Source organism: Allorhizobium undicola ORS 992 = ATCC 700741 (genome assembly GCF_000621665.1).
In the GTDB taxonomy this organism is placed as follows: domain Bacteria; phylum Pseudomonadota; class Alphaproteobacteria; order Rhizobiales; family Rhizobiaceae; genus Allorhizobium; species Allorhizobium undicola.
The window spans coordinates 297116-321206 of record NZ_JHXQ01000002.1 but is presented as its reverse complement, the minus strand read 5'-3'; the positions used below and the strand labels follow the sequence as shown (position 1 = coordinate 321206).

19 protein-coding genes are annotated in these 24091 nt (G+C 58.6%); 12 read left to right on the top strand and 7 right to left on the bottom strand.

Annotated elements, in window-relative coordinates:
• The first annotated feature begins 131 nt into the window (after nucleotides 1-131).
• Together hfq and hflX are read left to right on the top strand one after the other, a co-directional pair.
• On the top strand, nucleotides 132-374 hold the full coding sequence (gene hfq, locus T424_RS0103575; RefSeq protein ID WP_018325164.1) for an RNA chaperone Hfq: 243 nt from the start codon (nucleotides 132-134) through the stop codon (nucleotides 372-374).
• A 93-nt stretch (nucleotides 375-467) separates the two neighbouring features.
• Nucleotides 468-1808, top strand: coding sequence for a GTPase HflX (hflX, locus tag T424_RS0103570; RefSeq protein ID WP_027486503.1), 1341 nt, complete (start codon nucleotides 468-470; stop codon nucleotides 1806-1808).
• A gap of 279 nt (nucleotides 1809-2087) precedes the next feature.
• Here hflX and T424_RS20090 read toward each other — a convergent pair whose 3' ends face one another.
• The 5 genes from T424_RS20090 to metG all read right to left on the bottom strand — a co-directional run bounded on the left by T424_RS20090 (nucleotide 2088) and on the right by metG (nucleotide 8639).
• Nucleotides 2088-3446 carry a tannase/feruloyl esterase family alpha/beta hydrolase gene (locus T424_RS20090; RefSeq protein WP_084268373.1) on the bottom strand — a complete coding sequence of 453 codons (1359 nt, stop codon included), beginning with the start codon at nucleotides 3444-3446 and terminating at the stop codon, nucleotides 2088-2090.
• A gap of 188 nt (nucleotides 3447-3634) precedes the next feature.
• The gene (locus T424_RS0103555; RefSeq protein ID WP_027486502.1) at nucleotides 3635-5419 is read right to left on the bottom strand and encodes a chloride channel protein; all 1785 of its coding nucleotides are present in this window, start codon (nucleotides 5417-5419) and stop codon (nucleotides 3635-3637) included.
• A gap of 21 nt (nucleotides 5420-5440) precedes the next feature.
• Nucleotides 5441-6295 (bottom strand): MBL fold metallo-hydrolase, encoded by an 855-nt coding sequence (locus T424_RS0103550; protein WP_027486501.1) that lies wholly within the window; start codon nucleotides 6293-6295, stop codon nucleotides 5441-5443.
• Between the two features lie 3 nt (nucleotides 6296-6298).
• Nucleotides 6299-7081, bottom strand: a complete 783-nt coding sequence (locus T424_RS0103545; protein ID WP_027486500.1) for a TatD family hydrolase — start codon at nucleotides 7079-7081, stop codon at nucleotides 6299-6301.
• A gap of 4 nt (nucleotides 7082-7085) precedes the next feature.
• Nucleotides 7086-8639: a methionine--tRNA ligase gene (metG, locus tag T424_RS0103540; RefSeq protein WP_027486499.1), complete on the bottom strand. Its 1554-nt coding sequence runs from the start codon at nucleotides 8637-8639 to the stop codon at nucleotides 7086-7088.
• Between the two features lie 448 nt (nucleotides 8640-9087).
• On the opposite strand from metG, the gene T424_RS0103535 reads away from it, so the two are divergent.
• Nucleotides 9088-9861 (top strand): sulfite exporter TauE/SafE family protein, encoded by a 774-nt coding sequence (locus T424_RS0103535; protein WP_245269407.1) that lies wholly within the window; start codon nucleotides 9088-9090, stop codon nucleotides 9859-9861.
• Between the two features lie 61 nt (nucleotides 9862-9922).
• Nucleotides 9923-10252 (top strand): heat shock protein HspQ, encoded by a 330-nt coding sequence (gene hspQ, locus T424_RS0103530; RefSeq protein WP_027486497.1) that lies wholly within the window; start codon nucleotides 9923-9925, stop codon nucleotides 10250-10252.
• 108 nt (nucleotides 10253-10360) lie between these two features.
• Here hspQ and T424_RS0103525 read toward each other — a convergent pair whose 3' ends face one another.
• Entirely contained in the window at nucleotides 10361-10990 is a 630-nt protein-coding gene (locus T424_RS0103525) for an invasion associated locus B family protein (RefSeq protein WP_027486496.1), read from the bottom strand.
• A gap of 265 nt (nucleotides 10991-11255) precedes the next feature.
• Between T424_RS0103525 and T424_RS0103520 the strand changes: the two genes are divergently transcribed.
• Nucleotides 11256-13064 (top strand): extracellular solute-binding protein, encoded by a 1809-nt coding sequence (locus T424_RS0103520; RefSeq protein WP_027486495.1) that lies wholly within the window; start codon nucleotides 11256-11258, stop codon nucleotides 13062-13064.
• Nucleotides 13065-13079: 15 nt separating this feature from the next.
• Here T424_RS0103520 and T424_RS20085 read toward each other — a convergent pair whose 3' ends face one another.
• Complete coding sequence (locus tag T424_RS20085; protein ID WP_051558758.1) at nucleotides 13080-14822, bottom strand: O-linked N-acetylglucosamine transferase, SPINDLY family protein; 1743 nt, start codon at nucleotides 14820-14822, stop codon at nucleotides 13080-13082.
• 113 nt (nucleotides 14823-14935) lie between these two features.
• Here T424_RS20085 and T424_RS0103510 point away from each other — a divergent pair, with 113 nt between their 5' ends.
• From T424_RS0103510 to T424_RS20080, 7 genes are all read left to right on the top strand, one after another.
• A complete protein-coding gene (locus tag T424_RS0103510; protein ID WP_027486494.1) occupies nucleotides 14936-15607 on the top strand; it encodes a DsbA family oxidoreductase in 672 nt (223 codons plus the stop codon).
• Nucleotides 15608-15802: 195 nt separating this feature from the next.
• Nucleotides 15803-16729, top strand: a complete 927-nt coding sequence (locus tag T424_RS0103505) for a DMT family transporter (RefSeq protein ID WP_027486493.1) — start codon at nucleotides 15803-15805, stop codon at nucleotides 16727-16729.
• A 67-nt stretch (nucleotides 16730-16796) separates the two neighbouring features.
• Nucleotides 16797-18161 carry a bifunctional UDP-N-acetylglucosamine diphosphorylase/glucosamine-1-phosphate N-acetyltransferase GlmU gene (gene glmU, locus T424_RS0103500; protein ID WP_027486492.1) on the top strand — a complete coding sequence of 455 codons (1365 nt, stop codon included), beginning with the start codon at nucleotides 16797-16799 and terminating at the stop codon, nucleotides 18159-18161.
• 118 nt (nucleotides 18162-18279) lie between these two features.
• The gene (gene glmS, locus T424_RS0103495) at nucleotides 18280-20106 is read left to right on the top strand and encodes a glutamine--fructose-6-phosphate transaminase (isomerizing) (protein WP_027486491.1); all 1827 of its coding nucleotides are present in this window, start codon (nucleotides 18280-18282) and stop codon (nucleotides 20104-20106) included.
• A 134-nt stretch (nucleotides 20107-20240) separates the two neighbouring features.
• Nucleotides 20241-20921, top strand: a complete 681-nt coding sequence (locus tag T424_RS0103490; RefSeq protein ID WP_027486490.1) for a DUF502 domain-containing protein — start codon at nucleotides 20241-20243, stop codon at nucleotides 20919-20921.
• Between the two features lie 122 nt (nucleotides 20922-21043).
• Complete coding sequence (locus T424_RS0103485) at nucleotides 21044-22474, top strand: esterase-like activity of phytase family protein (protein WP_245269405.1); 1431 nt, start codon at nucleotides 21044-21046, stop codon at nucleotides 22472-22474.
• Nucleotides 22475-22577: 103 nt separating this feature from the next.
• Complete coding sequence (locus T424_RS20080; RefSeq protein ID WP_084268372.1) at nucleotides 22578-24086, top strand: carboxylesterase/lipase family protein; 1509 nt, start codon at nucleotides 22578-22580, stop codon at nucleotides 24084-24086.
• Nucleotides 24087-24091: the final 5 nt, after the last annotated feature.

Genomic DNA, 24091 nt, shown 5'->3' with positions numbered 1-24091 from the left:
TCCAGATTGCGGAACACAATTTGATTTGATACCACATCTGACTGAGGGGCACTGGGGCAACTTGTCCAGAAAACAGATAGAAAATTCAACCGGCAACCCCGGCCGGCAAACAAATAGAAAGAAGCGGCGCCATGGCGGAACGTTCTCAAAATTTGCAGGACCTCTTTCTCAATACGGTTCGCAAGCAGAAAATTTCTCTCACGATTTTCCTTATCAATGGCGTGAAGCTCACCGGGGTGGTAACGTCCTTCGATAACTTCTGCGTGCTGCTGCGCCGCGATGGTCATTCCCAGCTTGTCTATAAACATGCCATTTCGACCATCATGCCGGGCCAGCCCATGCAGATGTTCGAGAGTGAAGAAAGCGCGTCCTGATTTCGGGCGCCTGCAAGCAGGAACACGGCTATAGCCAACCGGGACACAACATCCGATTCCATCATTCCTGAAGAGGAAAAGCACCGCGACGACATGTGCGCCGTGGTGCTTGTGCCTGTTCTGAAAGCTGCCCGCACCGCAGATCGTGCGGGTAGTGATGGCATTCCACCGGCAACCCGCAGCAATGAAAGCCGTCTTGAAGAGGCGGAAGGTCTTGCGCGCGCCATTGATCTCACCATTGCCGAGGGATTGATCGTTCCGGTCAATCAGCCGCGACCGGCCACCCTGATCGGCACGGGCAAGATTGCCGAGATCAAGGCGCTGCTCGATGCCCATGATGCGGGTCTGGTGATCGTCGATCACCCGCTGACGCCGGTTCAGCAGCGCAACCTCGAAAAGGAATGGGGCGCAAAGGTCATCGACAGGACCGGCCTGATCCTCGAGATTTTCGGGCGGCGCGCCTCCACAAAGGAGGGTACGCTCCAGGTCGATCTTGCGCATCTGAATTATCAGAAAGGGCGCCTGGTTCGAAGCTGGACCCACCTTGAACGCCAGCGCGGCGGCGCGGGTTTCATGGGCGGCCCCGGTGAAACGCAGATCGAAGCCGACCGGCGTATGCTTCAGGATCGCATCGTGCGGCTGGAGCGGGAACTTGAGCAGGTGGTGCGCACCCGCCAACTGCATCGCGCCAAGCGCCGCAAGGTGCCGCATCCCATCGTGGCGCTGGTGGGCTATACCAATGCCGGCAAATCCACCATGTTCAACCGTATCACCGGCGCTGGCGTGCTGGCGGAAGACATGCTGTTTGCCACGCTGGACCCGACTCTCCGGCGCATGAAACTTCCCCAAGGGCGCACGGTGATACTTTCCGACACCGTCGGCTTCATCTCGGACCTGCCGACCCATCTGGTCGCCGCTTTCCGGGCAACGCTGGAAGAGGTGCTGGAAGCCGATCTCATCCTGCATGTGCGCGATATGTCCGACCCCGACAATGGCGCGCAGGCGGCGGATGTGTTGCGGATTCTCGGTGATCTCGGCATCGATGAGAAAGAGCGCGCTGAACGCATTATCGAAGTCTGGAATAAGATCGACCGGCTGGAGCCGGAAAGCCACGATGCCCTGATCCAGAAGGTGGCGGCGCGTGAGGATGTCATTCCCGCCTCGGCTCTGACCGGCGAGGGCGTAGACCGGCTGATGGACGTGATTTCGCAGCGCCTTTCGGGGGTGTTGACGGAGGCTACCATCACTATTCCGGCGGATCGTCATGCGGTTGTGCACTGGGCCTATGAAAATGCTGTCGTCGATGGCCGGGAGGATCACGAAGACGGTTCGGTCAGCCTCGATCTTCGCTTGACCGAAAGACAGGCAATCGAGCTTGAGCGAAAGCTTGGCCTTCAGCAAAAGCGGCAAAAGGAAGATTGGGAGCGGGATTAGAGTCTTTTGCTATTTAACGCCTTATCCTTGAGCATAATCTTGGCCGATCCTCGTTTCACTCCGATCGGATTATACTCTAACCCCTTGTTTTGACGCATTTCCGGACACAAAATCGAATACACTTTTGCTGGAAATGCTCCCATACCAATGGTCATTGAAAATGACTCTTTGTATTCGGTTTTCAAATATCGCAAGCCACTGACGCAATTGAGATATTCGAGAAATTTTCAAGGTGAGGATGTGTGAGCATCTTCGAGCCTTGGTATAAAGACATGTTGTTTAACGCTCGGCTGGCTTGAAGGGACTGAAAAGATCGGCGCCCGGCCAATCGCGCAGCTTTACGATCTCCCCGGCATTCCCTTTTTGCCAGTTTGCGCCGTCGTTTACATCGCCCTTGCCGCTATAGGCGGCCACATAAGGGTAGGGGTATACCGGACGGGTCATGGCGGGCAGGGGCGGATAGTCAAGCTTCTTCTGGGGAGGGGGGCCTGCGTCGCCCTTTCCCTTCGCGGGCATTTCGGGCTGACCGAAATCGCTTCGCGCGCCAGTGGATGTCGTCATGATGCCATCGGGCGCGTGACCATTCTCGACCCATGCCATCATCGGGGTCAAGAGGTCGAGATTGCTGGGGCCTTCGCCACCGCCGCAATGAGCGGTACCGGGCAGAAGATAAAGGCGTTCGAAACCATTGACGGATTGGTCTCCCATGAAGTCGATCAGCGCCTTGTGGTAGGAGAGGGTGTTGGCGGGTGAAATATGCTGGTCGGCCAGACCGTGCCAAAGAATAAGCTTGCCGCCGGCCTTTTCGAAAGCCTTCAGATCGGTGCTCGTTGCATCAAACAGAGGATGGCGGGCTCTGAGCGCATCAAGCGTCTCACGGGTGAACTGCAAATCGTTCAGTTCGAACCTGGGATCGGCCTTCGAAAAGGCGATCGTTTGCAGAACCGGGGTTGCAATCATCTGGCTCATGAAGTGCCCCCGGCGCTCATCAGCCACGAAAACACCCTGCCAGTTCAATTCGGATCCGGGCTGCGGTTGCCCGGCCGTCAGCGGCAAGCCAGTTTTTTCATCCTTCGGGCCTTCATAGATTTTCCGCACCACCGCACTCTCTGCCGTCGTGAGGCAGGTGGAGGTGTCTTTCTGTCCCTCCTTGCAGGTGATGGTGGCGATGTCGAAATTGCATTTGGCAGGTTCGGAGATAAGACCGTCCTTCACGCCGTCCAGAGCGTCACAGGCTTCGACCACAGCCTTGTGAACAAGCGGCAGACGGTCTGAGGTGAGGATGGTGGAGCCGTCCTTTGCTGTATTCGAAACGGCAAGCCATCCATGGTAAAGCGTGTTTTGCACCTGAAACAGCATGGCTGGCGCGCCTGCGACGATGCCGTCGAAATCCTCAGGATAGCGCTGCGCTTCCACGAGCGCCTCACGGCCACCATCCGAGCAACCGTTGAAGTAGGAAAACTTTTCGGCCTGACCATAGAAGGAAGCGATCAATGCCTTGGCGGCGAGGGCGGTCAGATGCTGGGCGCGATAAGCAAAGTCAACTCTTCTTTGCTCATCCAGGGGTTGGGCCTGAACGGGGTGCGATAAGGCAGCCAGCCAAACCGCAATGCTACTCATCATTATCCGCGTTCGCATGAGGTCTTATCCTTCAGGTTCATCATAGCGCGAAAAGCTTGTAGCGCGAGAAGGAAGGGAAAGGCATCGATTTAACGCAATTTTACAGCGAAATGCTATTCGGGTTCAGATTATCAAGAGCGACATTCAAAAATCAGATAAGATAGATTATGGAACTATTCTGTGTGTTCGAGCAATTCCCCCCGGCGTCAGAACTCCCCTGACGCCTCTCGGCGGCGCTGGTCGAGTTCTTCGCTGTAGCGACGCAAGGTGTGGCTTTCTGTCAAAAGTCCCGCAGGCCGGTTTTCGATGCGGTCGTTGACGACGACGAGCGCATCGCTTTGGGTGGAATCGAAAAGTGCTGCGGCCTGTTTTACATTCATTGTCGGCAGCAGAACGTCTTTCTGGTATCGCAAAAAGCGTTCCAGTGTCAGATTTTCGCCGCTTCGTTCCATGGGATCAGCGTAGATTTCCGGCACCAGGACAATGCCTGCGTAACGGCCATCATCATGGGTCATGATAACGCGCTGCGTCGAGCCAAGCGGAAATTCCTTGCGGAACGCCTCCAGGCCTATGCCAACCTTGGCGGTGCGCATATCGGCACGCATCATCTTGCCAACGGTCAGGTCGCGTACCCAGCCGACATCATGGGCGCTGCGAATGGATTCGCCCCGCAAATGGAAACGCCATGTCGCGAAGGAATATCCAAAGGAAACACGGACCACCAGCGACGTGGTGATGACGGCTGCAAGCACGAGCGCCGTGATCGGAAAATCGCCGGTCAGCTCAAGCGCCAGAAAGGTCATGGTCATTGGGCCGCCAATCACGGCGGCGGCAAAGGCGCTCATGCCCACCACGGCATAAATGCCCGGATCGACACTGACGCCGTGGAAGAATGGTACGCCAAAAGCGAAAATCTTGCCGATCAGGGCGCCCATGAAAAGCGAGGCAAAGAACAACCCGCCACGGAAACCGGAACCGATGGAAATGGCGCTGGCAAAAGACTTCAGCAGAAAAAGCATGAGCAGCATCCAGATGCTGCTTTGGGCATTCATATTGAGATGAAGCGCGCCATGGCCGCCGGAAAGCACCTGCGGTGAGACAAGCCCCAGAAGACCAACGATGAAACCGCCGATAAACGGACGGAATGGCTGGGCAATGGCGCTTTTGCGCGCCGTTTCCTCGATAAAGGACACTGCCTGCATGAGGAGAATGCCGACCCCCGCACAGACGATGCCGAGAACGATGGCGGGCACGTAATCCACCGGCATGATGTTGTCGGCCGTGGCAATTTCGAACACCAGCCCATGTTCCGAAATCTGGTTGGCCACGAGACTTGCCACAAGCGCTGACACGATCACCGGCGTTAGCGACAAGACCGTATAGCTGCCGATAATCAGCTCGATTGCATAAAAAGCTCCCGTGAGCGGCGCATCGAAGGCGGCGGCTATGGCGCCGGCCGCACCGCAGCCCACCATCAAACGGAGATCCCCTCGCCGCAGCTTGAGCTTCAATCCAAGTTTGGAGGCTGCGCCAGAGGCGATCTGCGTATAGCCCGCCTCCAGTCCCACCGAAGCGCCGAAGCCGTTGGAAATGATGTTCTGCACGCAAACAATGATGCTATCCGTCAGTGACAGCCGCCCGCCATGCAGGGCATTGGCTTCGATCGGGTCGATCATCGGTTTCTTGCGCGTTTTCGACAGCACGAAGAAAATTACGCCAAGCAGCACGCCGCCGATAATCGGGCCAAGCAGGACGATATGGCCGGTAATATTGCTGCCGCTGAGCGTTCCCTCCACGCCGAAGACGAGCCAATGCAAGCCGTTGCTGAGGAAGCTGACAAGAGCCACGAGAAGACCGGCGATGACCCCGACGATGGCGGCAAGAACAACCAGCCCCAGTTCACCGCGTCGCAGCAGCGATTGCAGCCGTGAAAGGCGCAAATTATCCAGAAAGCTGGATGTGCTGGGTGATCGATACGGCTTGTTGAGCATTGGCTGCCTGATTTTTCCCTGTCAGCACAGATTGGAAAGTGATCCGGAAAGGCCGTCTTCCTGTGTGATCATCGCTTCAAAAGTCATCTGGTCGTAGGCTGGCTCGACATGGTCCGGAGTTTCGGCCATGACCGTATCGTAATCCAGCGGCGTGTGCATATGGGTAAGAATTGCGCGCTTCGGCGCGATGCGCTCGATCCAGTCCAGCGATTGCGAAAGCGACAGGTGGCTTGGATGAGGCTTGTATTGCAAGGCATCGATGATGAGGACATCGAGCCCGCCCATACGGCTGACGGTTTGCGCCGGAAAATCGCTCACATCGCTGCAATAGGCGACATTGCCGATGCGCAGGCCGAGCGAAAGAATATCGCCATGCTGCTGGGGCAGGGGCAAAACGGTTATGCGCCCCCCTTCCCCGTCAATGCTGAAGGCCCGATCAAGATCGGCTATGGGTTCGGCCTTCACGATGGGCGGATAGCCGCTGCCCGGTGGTGTTTCGAGGCAATAACCGAATCCGTCCTTGATGCGCCGCAGTGTTTCCGGTTCGGCATGGATCGGGATGCGGTGATGCTGCATGACGAAATAGCCGCGCAAATCGTCTATTCCGTGCAGATGATCGGCATGGGCATGGGTATAAATCACCGCGTCGAGTTTCTTTACCCCTGCCCGCACCATCTGCTCGCGAAAATCCGGTCCGGTATCGACCACCACCGTTGTCACGCCGCCGTTTTGAGCAAATTGCTCGATAAGAAAGGCTGCCCGGCTACGGCGGTTTTTCGGATTATCGGGATTGCAGGCGCCCCAATCGCCGTTGATGCGCGGCACGCCGGGAGAAGACGAGCAGCCCAGAATGGTGAAACGGCGCCTGTATTGCATTCCTCACAGCCTCGGCATTTTTGAAAAACAACGCAACGCATTATCCGTGGTAATCGCAGCCATCTCAGCGTAACTCAGGCCCTTGACCTCCGCCAGAACCTCCGCCGTATTGATGACATAGGACGGTTCGTTGCGCTTTCCACGCCACCGTTTCGGCGCCAGATAAGGCGCATCGGTTTCCACCAGCAGCCGGTCCAGCGGCACGTCGCGGGCAATATCGCGCAGTTCCTGTGATTTGGGAAAGGTCAGGATGCCGGAAAAGGAGATAAAGCCGCCCAGCTCCACCCCCGTTCTGGCAAGATCTTCCCCGGCCGAAAAACAGTGGAGAATGAAGGGGAAAGCCCCCTTCTCCGTCTCCTGCCGTAAAATATCGGCCATATCGTCATCGGCGCTGCGACTATGGATCACCAGCGGCAATTGCGTGCGCCGCGAGGCATCTATGTGGCGCAAGAAACCGGTTTTCTGATCTTCGGGCGTCTGGGTGTCGTAAAAATAGTCCAGTCCGCACTCGCCAATCGCCACCACTTTTTCATGGGCGTCTGCCAGCCGCACCAGCTCGTCAGCGCTGACATCCAGCTCCTCGCCCGCATTGTTGGGATGCGTACCTACCGAGCAGAAAACCGAAGGGTAGCGTTCCGTGAGCGCCAGAAGCACCGGCAGTTTTGCCACGCGCGTCGAGATTGTCACCATCTGCCGCACGCCCGCGTCGTGGGCGCGTTTGACAAGTTCGTCGCGCTCCTCATCGAAATCGGCGAAGTCCAGATGGCAATGGGTGTCGATCAGCATCGGCTCAGGCCTTGTCTGCTTCCGGGGCGACATAGCGCGGGAAGACCGGCGAAACCGCCGGAAGCTCCGTGCCTGGCTTCAGGCGCCCGGCCTCTCCCAGTTTTGCAAAAATGCGGTCTTCCGGGCCAACGGCCACCAGGTAGAGAAGTTTCGCCGCACTGTCCGGCATGATCGGCTGGAAGAGAATTGCAATCTGGCGCACCACTTCTGCCGTCACGTAAAGCACCGTCGCCATGCGGGCCACGTCGGTCTTGCGCAAGACCCACGGTTCCTGCGCGGCGAAATAGCGATCCGCCTCGTTGACGATGTTCATGATGGCGCCGACCGCCTTGTGAATCTGCTGGCGGGACATTTCCTCGCGGCAGGTGGCGATCGTTTCGTCGGCAATTGCCAGAATGGCCTTATCCGCATCGGTCAGCGGACCCGGCTGCGGCACCCTGCCCTCGAGATTCTTGCCGATCATCGACAGGGAGCGGCTGGCAAGATTGCCGATGCCATTGGCAAGATCGGCGTTGATGCGCGTTGCAATCCCTTCTTCGGAATAGGAACCATCCTGGCCGAACGAGACCTCGCGCAGGAAGAAGAAGCGCACCTGATCGAGGCCGAAATGGTTCACCAGATTGACCGGATCGACGACATTGCCCAACGATTTCGACATCTTCTCGCCCTTGTTGAGCAGGAAGCCGTGGGCGTAAACGCGCTTGGGCAGAGGAAGCCCTGCCGACATCAGGAAGGCGGGCCAGTAAACGGCGTGGAAGCGAATAATGTCCTTGCCAATGATATGAGCGTCTGCGGGCCAGTATTTGGCGCGCGGGCCGCTCTCATCAGCGAGATAGCCGGTTGCCGTCACGTAATTGGTCAGCGCATCCACCCAGACATACATGACATGCTTGTCATCGCCAGGCACCTTGATGCCCCAGTCGAAGGTCGTGCGCGATACCGAAAGATCCTTCAAGCCGGATTTGACGAAGGAAATCACCTCGTTGCGCCGCTCGTTCGGACCAATAAAGTCGGGCTGATCCTCATAAAGTTTCAGCAGCTTGTCCTCATAGGCGGAAAGCCTGAAGAAGTAGCTTTCCTCCTCCACCCATTCCACCGGTGTTCCCTGCGGCCCGTAGCGCAACCCATCGGCGCGCACCTCCGTTTCGTCTTCGGCGTAATAAGCCTCGTCGCGCACGGAGTACCAGCCGGCATAGCTGTCTTTGTAAATGTCGCCGTTCTTTTCCATGCGCTTCCAGATTTCCTGGCTGGCGGCGTGGTGACGCGGCTCGGTGGTACGAATGAAATCGTCGTTAGAAGCATTCAGCAGCTTGCCCATGGCGCGGAATTCGTTGGAGTTCCGCTCGGCGAGCGCTTCCGGCGTTATGCCTTCATTGCGTGCCGTCTGTTGCATTTTCTGGCCATGCTCGTCCGTACCCGTGAGGAAAAACACGTCCTTTCCATCCAGCCGCTGGAAACGCGCCATGGCATCCGTGGCGATCAGCTCATAGGCATGGCCGATATGCGGCTTGCCGTTCGGATAGGAAATGGCGGTCGTGATGTAGTAGGTGTCTTTCATCGGGTTTGGCCCTTGGCGTGCAGGTCTTACAGCAGGGCAAGGAAGCTGCCGCCCCTCGCCTTCAACGAATTTCGAATATCTCAAATGCAACAAGGACTCGAGATGTTCGCATGACGGGCGGTTTCACTGGCAAAACACCACCTGAAAACCGCGTCACACTTTTGCGCGACATGGTTTTCCAGCAAGCATGTCGTTGCCGCAAATCCGCATCACACTTTTGCGCGACATGGTTTTCCGGCAAGCATGTCGTTACCGCAAAACCGCGTCACACTTTTGCGCGACATGCTTTAGCGCATGTTTTGCGGATGCGAAACAACAAGTTTCAGTCAGCATACACCCCGTGTCCGGCGCTTGACGCTGGCGCAAGCCCTCCTTACAGCTTGCATAAGTGAAGTAAGGCGGAATGAGGGCCAAGGATCGCGTGCCAGACCAATTTTCTTTCGATCCCATGGTTTCTCTCTCTGGCTTTCTGGTCGGGGCCCTCGTTGGAATTACCGGCGTCGGCGGGGCATCGCTGATGACGCCGCTGATGGTTTTGCTGTTCGGCATTCATCCGGCAACGGCGGTTGGCACGGACCTGCTCTATGCGGCAATCACGAAAATGGCAGGCGCTGGCGTCCATCACCGCCACGGTCATATTCGCTGGCGTCTGGTGGGGCTTCTCTGTCTCGGCAGCATTCCCGCAACCGCGCTTACCCTGTGGCTCATGAGCGGTGTGGACCGGAAAAGCGCCGCCTCGGCATCCATGCTGACTTCGGGACTTGGCGTGATGCTGCTTGTCACCGCAGCCATCCTGGTTTTTCGCGATTTTTTGATGCGATACGAGTTGAACTGGCTGAAAAGCCACCGGGCACCCAATCCCCGTTTCATTACCATGGCCACCGTTGTTCTGGGGCTTGTCCTCGGCACGGTTGTCACGCTCACCTCGGTCGGTGCAGGCGCCATTGGCGTCACAATCCTGCTGTTTCTTTATCCTCGAGCTGCCGTAAATGAAATCGTCGGCTCCGATATTGCCCACGCCATTCCCCTCACCCTTGTCGGCGGCATCGGTTACTGGATGATCGGTGATGTCCACTGGCTGCTGCTTGCCTCGCTTCTGCTCGGCTCCATCCCCGGCATTCTGCTCGGCAGCCATGTTGCCCCGCGTATGCCGGAGCGGCTGGTGCGAATCATTCTGGCAATCGTGCTTATGGTCGTTGCCGCCCGGCTCATTCACAGTTGAATGACAACCTCTTGATCAATGGCAAATGCCTCCCCAAATAAGACAGGGAAAGGATGAGCCCATGAAACAACGTATCGCAAAATTTGGAATCGGTGACATCGTACGCCACAAGGTCTTTCCATTCCGCGGTGTCGTTTTTGATGTCGATCCGGAGTTTTCAAACACCGAAGAGTGGTGGAACTCCATTCCGGTCGAGATCCGGCCAAGCAAGGATCAACCCTTCTATCATCTTCTGGCCGAAAATGACGATTCGGAATATGTCGCCTATGTCTCGGAGCAAAACCTGGAGCGCGACACCAGCGAAGAGCCGCTTCGCAATCCGCAGGTGCAGCAGATCTTCGTCAAGCAGGGCGAGGGCCACTATAAGCCCCGTATGAATTTCGCGCATTGAGGCGAAAGCTCCCATCGCGCAAACACGCGGCATTCCACCACTCATGATGTGGTTCAAAGCAAAAGCCCGGCTTTCGCCGGGCTTGTTTCATTTCCATTCAAACACGTCTTACTGACCGGTCTTTGCAGCCTTCTGTGCGTCTTCAAGCGCCTTCTGAGACTCTTCATTCTTCTTCTGCATCGCTTCTTCCAGCAGACGCTGGCGCTCCTGCGCCTGCGACTGCGTGATGGCCGGACCGTCGTAAGAACCGGTGAAGCCATCCAGCGAAATCTTGATCGGGTTTGGCGCGCGGCGGAAGTTCATGGAGGTGAAGACGACCTCATGGCCCTTTTTCAGGCTGGCAATGAGAGCATCCGTCATCGGAATTTCAGCGGTGCAGCGATCCGGGAAGCAAACGGCGTAATCGAGCTTCTGGCCCTTGCCGCCATCGATCTGCATGACTACGCCGGGCGCGATCATCCGTGCGGAGGGCACGGAAACCTGCATGATCTTGCGGCTGCCGCCCTTGCCGTCGATGGAGATCATGGCAACGGCAATGATCATCTGGCGGTTCTGGGCCACCTGGATGTTCTGCACGGTGCAGATGTCGTTATCGTCCTGCTTGGCGCAGGTCTTGAACCAACCCTGCGGCGGCAGATCGCCACCGGCCTGCTGCGCAAAAGATACGCCGGCGAAGCTGGAAGAAAGCACGAGAGCAGAAAGTGCAACGCGCGCGGCTTTGGTGGTGATGAACGTCATAACGGGTTCCGTCTCCTGAAATTCGCTTGTGAACCGGTAGAGTCCGGGCCGGTTCGTGCCATTTGCTCCCCCTGGGTTTCAAATGAGGCAAATAGATGACCCGGCGTGCATGGCGACACCTGTTACAGCGAGAGGCCTCGAATATCCAGTGCTTCTTTCGGCAAGAAGCGCCATGGCGCCATTTTATACCAATTCTTGTTGGATTTCCGGCAGGCCATGATAATTTGCCGCAAAACTGAAATTCGCTTTATGAAGAGGGCTTTTAGTGCGGCGTTTTCTTTGCGGCCTGCTTGTTGCAATCCTGTCGGCCTCACCGGCGCTGGCGCAGGCCATGCACGGCATGGCGATGTATGGGCAACCTGCCCTGCCCGCCGATTACAAGGCCTTCCCCTACGTCAACCCCGACGTGAAGAAGGGCGGGCGCATTTCCTATGGCGTCGTCGGCACGTTTGATTCGTTCAATCCCTTCGTGCTGAAAGGTATGCGCACCACCGCACGCGGCATCTGGGATCCGGACTATGGCAATCTCTTCTATGACACGCTGATGACCCGCTCGGCCGGGGAGCCTTACACGCTTTACGGCCTGCTGGCCGAATCCGTGGAGACCGACGATGCCCGCAGCTTCGTGCAGTTCAACCTCAACCCGAAAGCGCGCTGGCACGACGGACAGGCCGTAACGCCGGAAGATGTGATTTTCACCTTCCAGCTTCTGAAGGAAAAGGGCCGCCCGCCCTTCAACGCCCGCATGAAAAATGTAGCGCGGCTGGAAAAAACGGGTGAGCGCAGCGTTCGTTTCACCTTCGATGGCAAGCAGGATCGCGAAACACCCATGCTGATTGCCTTTGCCACGCCCATATTGCCGCGCCACGCCACCGATGTCGGCCGGTTCGAGCAGACGTCACTTTCTGTCCCGGTCGGCTCCGGCCCCTACAAAATCAAGAGCTTCAGGCCGGGGGAAGCCATTACCTATGAGCGGGACAAAAATTACTGGGGCAAGGAACTGCCTGCCAAGCGCGGTTTCGATAACTATGATGAAATCACCATCAATTACTTCCTTCAGGAAAGCACGCTGTTCGAAGCCTTCAAGAAAGGCGACGTCGATGTTTATGTGGAGGGTGATTCGAGCCATTGGCTGCGCGGCTATGATTTTCCCGCCGTGAACAATGGCGATGTGGTGCGAGACAGCTTCACGCCCGAAAAGCCGCCGGTCATGCTGGGTTTCGTGTTCAACACCCGCCGTGCTGTGTTTGCCGATGCGAAGGTGCGCGAGGCCTTGACGCTGGCCTTCGATTTCGAATGGGTCAACAAGAACCTGTTCGGTAATGTTTTCAAGCGCAGCCAGAGCTTTTGGCAGAACTCGGCACTCGGCGCCTATGGTCATGCGGCAGACGAGCGCGAGCTTGCTATTCTGGGTGGGGCGAAGGAGAAGATCGCGCCGGAAATTCTGGCTGGAACCTATACGCTGCCGATTTCTGACGGCTCCGGCGCGGACCGCAACGTGTTGCGGCAGGCCGTCGCCCTGCTCAGCCAGGCGGGCTATTCCATCAATGACGGCCGCATGGTGGACGCTCAGGGCAAGGCCCTGTCTTTCGAAGTGATGACCCAGAACGAGGGTCAAGAGAAAATGGCGGTTGCCTATCAGCGCACGCTTCGGCTGATCGGCATCAATATGGCCATTCGAACGGTGGACGACGCGCAATATCAGGCCCGATCCAACAATTTCGATTATGACATGATCGTCAAGGCCTACACGGCCTCCCTGTCGCCCGGCATGGAGCAGTTCAACCGCTGGAGTTCCGCCTCACGCGACCAGCCGGGCAGCTTCAATTACGCAGGCACCGCAAGCCCGGAAATAGACCGTGTTCTGACCGCAATGGTCAATGCCCGCGCGCAGGAGGATTTTCAGGCCAGCGTCCGCGCGCTGGACCGGCTGCTTGTTGCCGGTCATTATCTGGTACCGCTCTACTACAGCCCGGATCAATGGGTGGCCCGGTGGAAGCGCATTGGCCGTCCTGACCTCACCCCACTCCTGGGCTACCAGCTTGCCACATGGTGGAATGCCGCAGCCCAATGACAGCTGTGGCGACCATCAATCAATCCGGCCAAGGGTGAAGGGCAGCGTGCGCGGCGGCTCCGGCGGCACGGCAAAATGATCGGGCGGCAAACCGGCCTGTGCCCGCTCCACCATCATGCGGTAAGCCTTTTCGAGATGCCGGGCAAAGCGCTGGGTGTCGAAAAGCGGCTGCATTCGCCGGTTTTCCTGCAATCGGCGGCGGTATTCATTCAGTTTCTCCGGGTTGCGCACAAGCTCGCAGGCCAGATTGACGAAGTCGTTTTCATTCCCGGCAACCAGTTCCGGCAGGCCGATGGCACGAAGCAGACTTTCTGAAACGCGGGAGGCAAAATTTGTCCCTCGCCGCGTCACTACCGGCACCCCCATCCAGAGCAGTTCCGATGTCGTGGTGTGGCCGTTCCAGGGAAAACAGTCCAGCGCAAGGTCTGCCGCAGGCATCGAGGCGAGATGATCCTGATAACTCGACCGTCTGCGAAACACGACACGGTTCCCTGCCACACCCGATGCCTCGGCGGCGGCGAGAAATTGCCTTCCCGCATCTTCATCCGGGCAAAACAGGTGAAGCACACTGTCTGGATTGGCCATAAGGATCCGCATCCAGGCATCGAAGGTTTCGGGCGATATTTTCTGGACTGCATTGGCCGAGTGAAAAACGAAACGATCTTCCGGCAGGCCGAGTTGGGCGCGGGTCAAAGGTATCGGAAGTGGCCGGCGCAGCATATCATTGCATTGATAGCTTTCCGGCAGCAGGCAGAATTTCTCGTGGTAGAAGGGCTTGCTCGTTTCTGGCGTTACAATGGCATCGGTGAGGATGTAATCGCAATCGATGCCGTGCGATGAGCCCGGAAACCCCAGATAGGCAACCTGAATGGGTGCGGGGCCGCTGTTGACGATATTGGGGCGTGCATCCATCGTATGCCCCTTCAGATCCACGAGAATATCGATTTCTTCGGCGCGGATGCACCGATGCGCCTCCTCATCCGACAGGCCCGCAAGATCGATGATCTTGTCCTCATGGCGCTTGCGAAAATCGTGATCGGCCTTGCGAAGCGCCTCCGGGGTGATGCAGAACAGCCGGACGTCCACCCGTTGCGGATCGTGGCAGTCGATCACGCCCTGTAAAAGGATCATGGTGGCGTGAATATCGGAAAAATCCGCCGAGAGATACCCGATGCGTAGCGGGTGGTGGAAGCGGTGCGGACGGCTGCGACGGGATTGCCGCGACTCTTCGGTGAAGGAGGCGCCTCCCTGAAACCGGCGCACGGCGGCATTGAGGGCTTCGTCCCCGCACCAGTAGAGATTTTCCAGCGGATTTTCGACCTGCGCGGCAAATTCGCTTCCACTGGCCAGTGCCGCACGCAGCGTTGCATTCGATTTGCGCTTTTCGTCAATATCCAGCCGCCGGTGCAGGATGTGGCGGTAAAGGGCAATCGCCTTCTCATCCAGCGGATCCATTTCGATAAGGCCTGCCGCGTAAGGGAAGGCATCGGCATTCCTTCCCGCCTGCCGCATCATGGTCATCGCCAGCGTCAGCAGCAATTTCCGCTCCGCCCCCGGCAGATCGGCCGCCTCGCCGAAATGGCGGGCGGCGTCAGCGGGCTGCCCAAGCTTTGCCCGGCATTGCGCGAGGATCAGCGTATTCGGGAGTGAGAGCGGCGCCTGCGCCCTTTCCGCTTCCAGAATATCAGCGGCTGCCTGAAAGCATCCGTCACGATACAGCGTTTGCGCGTCCATCAGCAATTCACCAAGCTTCGCCATTACGAACGCCGTTCATCCACGACGCACCCTGCGCGGGGCTTGCACGCCGAGGTCAAATCCCCAATAAAGAGCCCTCGAACGAAAGCTCTGAAAACGGCAGGCAGGAGATTGTCATGCAAAGAATTACCATCGATCTCGTGTCGGACGTCGTTTGTCCCTGGTGTTATCTGGGCAAGGCGCGGCTGGATCTGGCCATTGCCGAAGTGCAGGACGAGGTCAGCATCGACATCAACTGGCGGCCCTACCGGCTCAATCCGGACTATCCGCCGGAGGGCGTGGACCAGCAGGTTGAGCTGGCCAAAAAACTGGGCGGCAAGGAAAAGATGGATCAGGCCCATGCGTCCCTGACGGAGCTTGGCAGGGAGGTCGGCATTGCTTTTGACTTTGCCGCCATCCGCGTCGGACCCAACACGCTGGATGCGCACCGTCTGATCCACTGGGCGGGCACCGAAAACCGCGAGGCGCAGGATGCCGTCGTTTCCAGCCTGTTCAAGGCAAATTTCGAGCAGGGTCTCAATGTCGGCGATCATGCCGTGCTGCTGGATATTGCCGCCGCCGCCGGGCTGCAACGCAAGGTCATCGAGCAATTGCTGAAAAGCGATGCCGATAAGGACACCATCCTTTCCGAAATCGACGCCGCGCAGCAAATGGGCGTGAATGGCGTTCCCTTTTTCATCATCGACCAGCAATATGCCGTCAGCGGCGCGCAACCGCCGCAGGTGCTGGCCGGAGCTTTCCGCGAAATTGCCGCCGAAAAGGCAAAACATCTTTCCGGCCTGAACTGAGACCTTCGCACCTGCGGCAAAATTTGCGCATTGCAAAAAATGCTTTTGCAACACGGCAACAATCATCCTAATCGGGGAACGATCTTCAGATTCGCCCGCTCGTCGCGGGCGCGGCCCCACATCTTCGGATTGATCCATGTCGTTATTGCAAAAGCCTTCCCTTCCCTCTCGCGGCTTGTGCCGGGATAAAGCGCAATGACGGAGGATCGCTCTTATCGCGGCCTTGCATTCGGTTTCGCATCCTTTGCGGCCTATGCCGTTTCCGATGCCAGCGTAAAGCTCGTGGACGGGCGGGTTGGCTCCTTCCAGTCTGCCTTTCTGGGGGCCTTGTTCGGGCTTTGCGCCCTGCCCTTCCTGATGAAGGGTGGTGATCGCCTTATCGACATGGTGAAAACGACCAGCCGACCACTCTGGCTGTTGCGCTTCGCAGCCTCTGCCGGCGGCACGGCTGGCGCTGTTGTGGCCTTTACGCATCTTTCCATGGCGGAAGCCTTCTGCCTGATCTTTCTTCTGCCCTCCTTCGTGACAGTCATGTCCGTTGTGTTTCTGAAAGAGCAGGTCGGCTTTCGTCGCTGGAGTGCGGTGCTCCTTGGCTTTCTCGGCGTGCTTGTCGTGCTTCGGCCGGGCTTTCGCGAATTGTCCATAGGGCATTTCGGCGCCGTCATGGGCGGACTGGGCGGGGCGATTTCCATCGTGACTTACCGGGCCATTGGCCCGCACGAAAAAGGCATTTCGCTTTACGGCGCGGGAATACTCGGCACACTTGCTCTTTGCGGCCTGGCCATGTTGCCAAATTTCCGCTGGCCGGAAATATTCGACTGGGCCTATATCGCCGCCTACGGGCTGTTTGCGGCGCTCGCAACCGTGCTGATGATGCTGGCCGCGCGCCATGCCCCGGCGGCATCGCTGGGGCCGATCCAGTACAGCCAGATGCTGTGGGCGATTCTCTTCGGCTACACCATCTTCGGCGACAGCGTGGATAAGCCCATGCTGTTCGGTATTTTGCTCATCATCGGGTCCGGATTGATTACCATTACGCGGGAGAAGAAGCGCGGGGTAACGCTGCCGCATTCCGTAACCTCCTCTCCCGTCGCCGCCCTTCCTCGGCAGGACGGGGGCTGAGCTGCCCTTGCGGATCGGGCAAGGCCCATGGTAGCTGCGCGGAAGCTGATTTTACGGAGGCCTTGCCATGTCGCGCACCTGTCTTGCCATTATCCTCGCTGCCGGTGACAGCACCCGCATGAAATCTTCCATGTCGAAGGTTCTGCATCCCGTAGCAGGCCTGCCGATGATCGCACATGTGATGAAGGCCGTCGCCGCCAGCGGCGTGACCGATACCGCGATCGTCGTGGGACGCGATGCCGACGCGGTGACGAAGGCCGCAAGCCAGGGCGGACTGAATGTTACCCCCTTCCTGCAAAAGGAACGGCTTGGCACCGGCCATGCGGTTCTGACCGCGCGCGAGGCGATCGAGCGCGGCTATGACGATATTCTCGTGGCCTATGGCGACGCCCCGCTGATTACCGAAGCACCGCTCAAGGCCGCGCGCGCCGCGCTGGCCGAGGGCAACGATCTCGCCGTCATCGGCTTTCACACAGCCTCGCCCACCGGCTACGGACGGCTTTTGGTGGAAGGGGGCGAACTCGTCGCCATCCGCGAGGAAAAGGATGCAAGCGAGGACGAGCGCCGCATTACCCGGTGCAATAGCGGCCTGATGGCAATAGACGGCCGCAAGGCGCTGGATCTTCTGTCGCGCATCGGCAACAGCAATGCCAAGGGCGAATATTACCTGACCGATCTCGTCGAAATCGCCCGCTCGCTGGGTGGCCGCGCCGTTGCCGTCGATGCGCCGGAATCCGAGCTTGCCGGCTGCAACAACCGCGCGGAACTGGCGATTATCGAACGGCTCTGGCAGGAAAGACGACGCCACGACATCATGGTTTCGGGTGTAACCATGATCGCACCGGAAACCGTGTTTCTGGCCCACGACACGGTGATCGGCCAGGACGTTGTGATCGAGCCGAACGTCGTTTTCGGTCCGGGCGTCACCGTGGAAAGCGGCGCAATCATCCATGCCTTTTCGCATCTGGAAGGCGCGTATGTCGCCTCCGGCGCCACGGTCGGGCCGTTTGCGCGCCTGCGCCCCGGCGCCAATCTGGCGGAAGGCTCCAAGGTCGGCAATTTCTGTGAGGTGAAAAAGGCCGAAATTGGCAAGGGCGCCAAGATCAACCACCTCACCTATATTGGCGATGCCTTCATCGGCGCGGAAACCAATATTGGCGCAGGCACGATCACCTGCAATTACGACGGCGTGAACAAGCATGAAACCCATATCGGCGCCCATGCCTTTATCGGCTCCAATACGGCGCTGGTCGCCCCCGTCAGCGTTGGCGACGGCGCAATCGTCGGCTCCGGCAGCGTGATTACGCAGGACGTTCCCGCCGATGCGCTGGCGCTTGGAAGGGCGCGGCAGGAGGTCAAGCCTGAGCGTGCACCCGTCATGCGCGAGCGCAATCTGGCGCTCAAGGCGGCGAAAAAGGGTAATAAAAGGTAACGCTGCATTTCGTAACGATACGAAATTGAAATTGACTGTTCCCGCAGTTGCGAAATGCTGCGGAGACGATAGGACTATCCGCGCCGGAGGACCTTATCCGGTGCAGAAGGAGAATGGCATGTGCGGAATCGTTGGGATTGCTGGCAATCAGCCGGTGGCGGAGCGTCTGGTGGATGCGCTGAAGCGGCTGGAATACCGGGGCTATGATTCCGCAGGCGTCGCGACTCTGGTGGACGGAAAACTCGAACGCTGCCGCGCCGAGGGCAAGCTGTTCAACCTGGAAAAGAAGCTTTCCGAAGAGCCCCTGCCCGGCACGCTTGGCATTGCCCATACCCGTTGGGCCACCCACGGCGTACCGAACGAAACCAATGCTCATCCGCATTTCGTCGATGGCGTTGCGGTTGTGCATAACGGCATTATCGAGAATTTCTCCGAATTGCGGGACGAGTTGACCGCCGAGGGCGCCGTTTTCACCACGCAGACCGATACGGAAGTCGTGGCGCAGCTTCTGGCCCGCTTTCGCCGCGAGGGCATGGATGCCAAAGCCGCCATGCTTGCGATGCTGAACCGTATTACCGGGGCCTATGCGCTGGTGGTGATGTTTGCCGATGATGCCGACCATCTTTATGCCGGTCGCTTCGGGCCGCCGCTTGCCATCGGTTACGGCCGGGGTGAAATGTTCCTGGGTTCCGATGCCATTGCGCTTTCGCCCTTCACCAACGACATCTCCTATCTGATGGATGGGGATTTCGCGGTGATCGATCGCCAGGGCGCCGAAGTCACCGACTATGCCGGCAAGCCCGTCAAGCGGCAGCGGCAGATTTCGCAGGCCAGCGCCTTCGTGGTGGACAAGGGCAACCATCGCCATTTCATGGAAAAGGAAATCTACGAGCAGCCGGAGGTGATTTCCCACGCGCTCTCGCATTATGTCGATCTGGCCGACCACCGCGTGAAGACTTCCGATAACGTCATTGATTTCAAGGCTTTGCGCGGGCTTGCCATTTCCGCTTGCGGCACGGCCTATCTGGCAGGCCTCACGGCCAAATACTGGTTCGAACGCTATGCCCGCCTGCCGGTGGAAATCGATGTGGCGTCGGAATTCCGCTACCGGGAAATGCCGCTTTCAACGGATCAGGCCGCCTTCTTCATTTCGCAATCGGGCGAAACCGCCGACACGCTGGCATCGCTGCGCTATTGCCGCGAGGCGGGCCTGAAGATCGGCGCCATCGTCAATGTGCGCGAATCCTCCATCGCCCGCGAGGCCGATGCAATTTTCCCCATCATGGCCGGGCCGGAAATCGGCGTGGCCTCCACCAAGGCCTTTACCTGCCAGCTTGCGGTTCTGGCCTCGCTGGCCGTAGCCGCAGGCAAGGCGCGGGGCTTGATCGACGAGGCCAATGAAAAGACGATGGTGCGGCATCTGGCAGAGATGCCCCGCATCATGAGCGCCGTTCTCAACCGCATCCAGCCGCAGATCGAGGGCCTTTCCCGCGAGCTATCCAAGTTCAAGGACGTTCTTTATCTCGGCCGCGGAACCAGCTATCCGCTGGCGCTGGAAGGCGCGCTGAAGCTCAAGGAAATCTCCTATATCCACGCCGAAGGTTATGCCGCCGGAGAGTTGAAGCATGGGCCGATCGCCCTGATCGACGAGAACATGCCGGTGATCGTCATTGCGCCGCATGATCGCTTCTTCGAAAAAACCGTGTCCAACATGCAGGAAGTGGCGGCCCGTGGCGGTCGCATCATTTTCATCACCGATGAAAAGGGGGCGGCGGCCTCGAAGCTCGACACCATGGCCACCATCGTCCTGCCCACGGTGGACGAAATCATCGCGCCAATGGTGTTCTCGCTGCCCGTTCAGCTTCTGGCCTATCATACCGCCGTGTTCATGGGCACCGACGTCGATCAGCCCCGCAACCTGGCAAAATCGGTGACGGTTGAATAAACCTGAAGGTGAGACCCGGTTTCGGTTTCGTGATCGGGTCTTTGCTTGTTATTGTCCCGCTTCCGCCGCACTATTTCTTCTCAGGGTTTTCGTGATTCTGATTCCCTTTGATAAAGCCTAACAAACGGAGTGACATGACCCCGCCCGTGACCAAGCCCTCCTTTGCCATGCGGCTCAGGAACAATTTTCTCACTGGTCTGGTCATCTGCGCGCCGATCACCATCACGCTCTGGCTGACCTGGACCTTCATCAACTGGGCCGATAGCTGGGTCACGCCCTATATTCCGGCGCGCTACAACCCTGAAAATTATCTGAAATATTACGTTCCGGGCGTGGGGCTGTTCATCGCCGTCTTCACCATCACGCTGATCGGCTTTCTCGGCACCAACCTGATCGGCCGCTCCATCGTGGATTTTGGCGAGCGCATCGTGCAGCGGATGCCGCTGGTACGCTCCATCTACAAAAGCGTGAAGCAAATTTTTGAATCCGTGCTGAAGGAGCAGTCCAACTCCTTCAAAAAGGTCGGCCTCGTCGAATTTCCCCATCCCGGCAGTTGGGTTCTGGTGTTTATCGCCACGGAAGCCTCCGGGGAAATTGCCGCCCGCCTCAACGAGGATGGCGATGAAATGGTGGCCGTCTTCATGCCGCCCACGCCGGTTCCCACCGCAGGCTTTCTCATGTTCGTGCCGCGCAGCAAGCTCAAGCTGCTGGACATGACGCCGGAAGAGGCGGCAAAACTGCTTTTGTCCGGCGGCCTCGTCATGCCGGAGTGGAAGGCCCAGGCGCAAAGCATCAGCCTGCCCCCCAAAACCTGAAGGGTTCGTCACGCCCCTGTCATCCAGCCTGCCTAATAAATCTCTGTTTTTCGTCAATACAGGTTTGGGATGAGGCCATGACTTTTTCTTTCAGGATCGGACTGCTCGCGGCAACATCGTTGATGGCGTCTTTCTGCTTTGCGCAGGCGCAAAGCACGCTTTCTCAATCGGGCCTCACCCTCGTCAACAAAGGGCTGGTGGCTGTGGGTCGCATTCCGGCCAATGAGAAGGACAAATTCGGTGAAACCTTCGGCTCAGGTTCGGGAATGGCAATCGATCCCACCAGCTGGGTCAAGGCGGGCGATGGCTACAAGGGCTCGCTGCTGCTGTTGCCGGATCGCGGCTACAATGTCGAAGGCACCACCGATTACAACGCCCGCATCAACCGCATCGACGTTGTGCTGACACCAGCGCCTGCTGGTCAAGCCATCAGCCCCGACAAGCAGCAGACAGGCCTTCAGGCAAAGCTCACCGATACCATGCTGCTGACCGACGACCAGGGAAAATCCATGACGGGCCTTGATCCTGAATCCGGCACCCGTGCCGCAACAGGCACGCTGCCGGTGCTGCCGCAGGCACGCACGGGCAAGATTTCTCTCGATGCTGAAGCTGTCGTGCGGCTGAAGGACAGCTCCCTCATGGTGAGCGACGAATACGGCCCCTATATCTATCATTTTTCCAAGGACGGCAGGCTGATTTCGGCGACCGAGCCGCCCAAGGCGCTGCTGCCGATGCGCAAGGGCGAGATCAACTTTTCCTCCAACAATGTCGGAGAAGGTGGGGTGAAGCCGGACCCGAAGGATCCCGATACCGGCCGCCAGAACAATCAGGGGCTGGAGGGCATGTCTATGACGCCGGACGGCAAGTTTCTCATTGCCTTGCTGCAATCGGCAACCCGCCAGGATGGCGGCGATTCCGGCACGACACGCATGAATACCCGCGTGATGATCTATGACGCTGCCAATGTGGATCAGTTGAAGCTGGTGCATGAATATGTGGTGCCGCTGCCGACCTTCGATAACAAAGGCAAGGTCGGCGTCGCCGCCCAGAGCGAAATTCTGGCACTTTCGGACAAGACCTTCCTGATGCTGGCACGCGACAGCAATAACGGGCAGGCCATGAAGGGCGATACGTCCGTTTACCGCAAGATCGCACTCGTCGATCTGACGGCAGCGACAGATATTGCCAATACCGATTTCGACAAGGACAAGCCGGTTGCGCCGAAGGGCGTGGTGGATGCCTCGGTCAAGGTCGCGACCGTCACCCCCTTCATCGACCTGAACGACAATGCCGAGCTTGGCCGCTTCGGCCTGCATAACGGCGCTCCGAACGACCGCAACAACCTCTCGGAAAAGTGGGAGGCCATGTCGCTGGCCCCGGCGCTCGATCCCGCCGCGCCCGATGACTTCTTCCTCTTCGTCGCCAATGACAACGACTTTCTGACGCAGCAAGGCTATCAGGTGGGCGCCAGCTACAAGGCGGAAGGCGGTGCCGAGGTAGACACCATGTTCCAGGTCTTTCGCGTAACCCTTCCGGGTGTCGCGAACCGCTGACGGGCAAATCCGGGCCGGGCGGCAGCTTTTCATTGCGCCATACTGTTATGCTCTATAACTTTGTGGTTAGCCTTTGAGTCGCCGCTCCCGCCCGGATTGCACCATGATTGCCAGACGCCTCTTTCCTCTCCTGCTATGTCTCCTGTTCGCGGCTCCCCTGTCGCTGAAGGCTGAGGAAAAGGGCAATGAGGCCATGTTTCGTCTGCCGAATGGCATGGTGGAGGGAAGCGTGGAGAATGATCTCCTTGTTTTCCGGGGCGTATCCTATGCCCAACCGCCCATTGGCGCGCTGCGCTGGCAGCCGCCTCAGCCACCGGCAATCTGGCGCGATATTCGGCAGGCCAAGGCTTTCGGCCCGGCCTGTATTCAGAAGGAAGCGGCCCGCGAGCCTGAAAAAAGCCTCAAGGACAAGCCGCAAAGCGAAGATTGCCTGACCCTCAATCTGTGGGTTCCACGCGAACCGAAGCCACAGGATATGCCCCTGCCCGTGGTGGTCTGGGTTCATGGCGGCAGCTTCCGCTTCGGAACGGGCGCGCTTGATCTTTATGACGGATCGGAATTTGCCCGCCGCGGCGTCATTTTCGTCACGCTCAATTACCGGCTGGGGATTTTCGGCACTTTCGCCCAGAAAGAACTGCTGAAAAGCAACGCGCCCACCGGCAATTTCGGACTTCTCGACGTCATGGCCGCATTGAAATGGGTGCGCGGCAATATCCGCGCCTTTGGTGGCGATCCGGGAAATATAACGCTGATGGGTGAATCGGCAGGTGGCGCAAGCGTCGGCTATCTCATGGCCTCGCCGCTTGCCCGCGGCCTGTTCCAGAAGGCGATCATCCAGTCCGGGGCGCTTGCCCTGCCGGAGCTTTCACCCGCAGAGGCTGGCGAGGTCGCAGAGCGCGTCTCGAAGGCGTTGAACGCCCCCGACCTTGCGGCGCTCCGCGCCCTGCCCGCCGAAGCCCTTCGCGATGCGGCGACCGGCCTTGACGATACGCAGCCCTTTATCGATGGCAAGATCCTGCCGCTTGGAATGCGCGCCGCCTTCAGCGCGGTCCGCGTCAACCGGATGCCGCTGCTGATCGGCTACAACAATGCCGAGGCGGGCTTTTTCGGGCCGGACTTCTGGGCCGGGATGCCGGCAAAAATCGGCGGCGCCTGGCCGGAGATCAAGGCCCATTGCTTCGATTACGGCGCGACAAGCGAAGATGGCTGTGCCGAACAGGTGGCATCCGAACGTTTCGCGGGCATCAATACCCGCGCCATTGCCGCAGCCGCCGCGCCGAAAATGCGGGTCTATGCCTATCGCTTCGAATTCGTGAAACCTTCAGAGCGGAAAGATCAGCCCGGCGCGATCCACACCGCAGAAATTCCCTTTGTTTTTGGCCATATTGCAGCAGACAAGCAGGCCGATCCCGAAAGCGCCAGACTGTCCGCCGCCATGATTGATCGCTGGGTTGCCTTTGCCAAGACAGGGCTTCCGCAACTGGTGCCGGGCGACTGGCCGCAATTGTCCGAATCCGGCGGAAAGCTCATGCTGTTTGGCAAAGCCGCCAGCCGCGTGGCGGATAATCCGGCCAACGCTCTGCTGGACCGGCTGGAACAGATGCCAAGATAATCACG

Bases quoted from the DNA above. Each gene is read 5' to 3' on its own strand.
- hfq (WP_018325164.1), top strand. From the start codon at position 132: ATGGCGGAACGTTCTCAAAATTTGCAGGACCTCTTTCTCAATACGGTT.
- hflX (WP_027486503.1), top strand. From the start codon at position 468: ATGTGCGCCGTGGTGCTTGTGCCTGTTCTGAAAGCTGCCCGCACCGCA.
- T424_RS20090 (WP_084268373.1), bottom strand. From the start codon at position 3,446: ATGCGAACGCGGATAATGATGAGTAGCATTGCGGTTTGGCTGGCTGCC.
- T424_RS0103555 (WP_027486502.1), bottom strand. From the start codon at position 5,419: ATGCTCAACAAGCCGTATCGATCACCCAGCACATCCAGCTTTCTGGAT.
- T424_RS0103550 (WP_027486501.1), bottom strand. From the start codon at position 6,295: ATGCAATACAGGCGCCGTTTCACCATTCTGGGCTGCTCGTCTTCTCCC.
- T424_RS0103545 (WP_027486500.1), bottom strand. From the start codon at position 7,081: ATGCTGATCGACACCCATTGCCATCTGGACTTCGCCGATTTCGATGAG.
- metG (WP_027486499.1), bottom strand. From the start codon at position 8,639: ATGAAAGACACCTACTACATCACGACCGCCATTTCCTATCCGAACGGC.
- T424_RS0103535 (WP_245269407.1), top strand. From the start codon at position 9,088: ATGGTTTCTCTCTCTGGCTTTCTGGTCGGGGCCCTCGTTGGAATTACC.
- hspQ (WP_027486497.1), top strand. From the start codon at position 9,923: ATGAAACAACGTATCGCAAAATTTGGAATCGGTGACATCGTACGCCAC.
- T424_RS0103525 (WP_027486496.1), bottom strand. From the start codon at position 10,990: ATGACGTTCATCACCACCAAAGCCGCGCGCGTTGCACTTTCTGCTCTC.
- T424_RS20085 (WP_051558758.1), bottom strand. From the start codon at position 14,822: ATGGCGAAGCTTGGTGAATTGCTGATGGACGCGCAAACGCTGTATCGT.
- T424_RS0103510 (WP_027486494.1), top strand. From the start codon at position 14,936: ATGCAAAGAATTACCATCGATCTCGTGTCGGACGTCGTTTGTCCCTGG.
- T424_RS0103505 (WP_027486493.1), top strand. From the start codon at position 15,803: ATGACGGAGGATCGCTCTTATCGCGGCCTTGCATTCGGTTTCGCATCC.
- glmU (WP_027486492.1), top strand. From the start codon at position 16,797: ATGTCGCGCACCTGTCTTGCCATTATCCTCGCTGCCGGTGACAGCACC.
- glmS (WP_027486491.1), top strand. From the start codon at position 18,280: ATGTGCGGAATCGTTGGGATTGCTGGCAATCAGCCGGTGGCGGAGCGT.
- T424_RS0103490 (WP_027486490.1), top strand. From the start codon at position 20,241: ATGACCCCGCCCGTGACCAAGCCCTCCTTTGCCATGCGGCTCAGGAAC.
- T424_RS0103485 (WP_245269405.1), top strand. From the start codon at position 21,044: ATGGCGTCTTTCTGCTTTGCGCAGGCGCAAAGCACGCTTTCTCAATCG.
- T424_RS20080 (WP_084268372.1), top strand. From the start codon at position 22,578: ATGATTGCCAGACGCCTCTTTCCTCTCCTGCTATGTCTCCTGTTCGCG.